1 protein-coding gene is annotated in these 2,129 nt (G+C 61.1%); it reads left to right on the top strand.

Features of this window, described 5'->3' with window-relative positions; genetic code table 11:
• Positions 1-216: 216 nt before the first annotated feature.
• Entirely contained in the window at positions 217-1,638 is a 1,422-nt protein-coding gene (locus ACI3GR_RS20095) for a hypothetical protein (RefSeq protein WP_243614748.1), read from the top strand.
• Positions 1,639-2,129: the final 491 nt, after the last annotated feature.

The following is a 2,129-nucleotide window of genomic DNA, read 5'->3' as shown; positions in this document are numbered from 1 at the left end:
GGAAACCATCGTCCCGATGGACCCGAGACCGGTCATGCACTAACAATCAAACCGGACCACTCAGGTGGGGCTGATCATCGGCGCAATTTCAGAAAACGCGTTGACCTTGCGTAAATATGAACTTGACACTCATAAAATTAGCCATCTACTTTTATTGACAGGATGGCGGGATGAGAGGAGCTCTGCGCCTTCCCAAACACAATCTGGAGGAGAACCATGTTTCGATTTTCATATCGGGCAGGGCCGAAGATGCTTTGCCTGGCGATTGCGGCCAGTCTTGCTGTTCCTGTCTCGGCACAGGACAAAACCCCATACCGCGAGCATAGTGGCGTACTGCCTGACGGTACCACGTGGCTGATCCGTGTCCCCGAGAACTGGAACGGCCGCCTGCTGCGTGATCTCGATTTCGCCAGCTTCATCCATGTCCCGGGCTACGCGCCCCGCTATGATGATCTGCTGGCGCGCGGCTATGCCTTTGCCGGTCTGGCGCGCCATCCCTTGCGGCTCTGGCAATACGACCCGCAGCGCGAGATCTTGAACCTCCAGACCGTTCAGGACACCTTCACCCGGCTCGAACGCGAGCCGGACATGGTGATGCAATACGGATGCTCCGGCGGCGGTCTGGACAGCCTTGCCTCGGCCGAAGATTTCCCGGACAAGATCGATGGCTCGGTGGTGCTTGCGGCCCATACGCCGGTCTGGATTATGAGCAGTTTCCTGGACGGCTGGTTCGCGATGCGGGCGCTGTTGGCGGAAGATTACGTGGCACAGGGCCTGGGCCAGGCCTCGGATCTGACGGTGGCCGGTCTGCCGAACGCAGGCGCGGGTGGCGATCGTAACCTCGACGCCATCCGGGCGTCGTGGAAGAGCGCGATCGAAAACGCGGGCAAAACGCCCGAAGGTCGCGCCCGTCTGGCGCTCGCCTTTGCCATCGGCCAGTGGTCGCCCTGGATGGTCGAGGGCACCGACCTGCCCGACACGTCCGATACCGCCGCGATGGCTGATATGGTGGTGAAATCGGCGATGCGCAATGCCGGCAATGTCGGCGGCACTGCGCGGCTGCTCTTCGAAAATGCGGCATCGGGTCAGCAGTTGTCCGGCAACGAAGGCGTCGATTACGCCGCGTTCTACGCCAACGCCGCACCGGCGATGAAACAGCTGGTCGAGGCGCTTTATGCCGAAGCCGATCTGGACCTTCAGGCCGACCTTGCGACGATTGACGCCGAACCCCGGATTGCGGCGTCGGACTATGCGCTCGACTTCTGGGCCGGGGACGGACGCACCACGACCGGAGAGCTCGAAGTGCCCGCCATACGGATCCACATGCTGGGAGACTGGGCCATCCCCTATTCGCTGATGCAGGGGTACGAGGCGCTGGTTGAACAGGCCGGCACCACCGACCACTATCGGCAGGCCCTCGTTCAGGGCACCGGGCACTGCGAATTCATGGCCGCGGAAAGCAGCGTGATCGTTGAAATTCTGGCCGAACGGATCGAGACCGGCACCTGGCCAGAGGTCACACCCGAGGCACTGAACACGGCAGCCGCCGCGTTGGAGACGGGCTCAGATCCCCGCTTCGTCGAATTTGGCGACTGGCGCGTGGGGGCGTACAACCGCCCCTGGACGCCGAGCCAGTAACCCGTCGCGGGGCCCGCCCTCGTGGGTTGGCCCCGCCTCTAGTGCGACAGGTGCGAGACGCCGGAGATCAGCGAGTTGGTATAGTCACCCTGCGGATCTTCCAGCATCCGTGCAGTCGCTCCGCGTTCCACTACGTTGCCACCATACATGACCATGTTGGTGTCGCAGGTCCTCGCTGCAGCAGCATGGTGGCGCGACTGCTTCCCGAAGAACCTGCAAAATCTCCGTTCTGCACGCGGCGCCCGTTGCACCCGTAGACTGAATCCCAAGTCGCTACATACATCGACCTCAATCAGATTCAGTAGTTTGATGGAGCAGACACCGCTCTCCGACACGATAGAACCGGCGGGGGTGTAGCCCCGCCGGTTCATTGTCTTTGCAGAGATGCAGGTGTCGCGCTTGTCTACTTCACGTCTGTCACTGTACCCTAATTAATCAGATTCTGCGGATTGGAAGCGTTTTCGGCAGATTCTGTACCCTTAATTGCAATA

The sequence above is a fragment of the Pseudooceanicola aestuariicola genome, assembly GCF_045763785.1.
GTDB lineage: Bacteria > Pseudomonadota > Alphaproteobacteria > Rhodobacterales > Rhodobacteraceae > Pseudooceanicola.
The sequence above is the reverse complement of the archived record's forward strand: the minus strand, read 5'-3'. Positions and strand labels throughout refer to the sequence as shown.

Coding starts and splice junctions, on each gene's coding strand:
- ACI3GR_RS20095 (WP_243614748.1), top strand. CDS start 217: ATGTTTCGATTTTCATATCGGGCAGGGCCGAAGATGCTTTGCCTGGCG.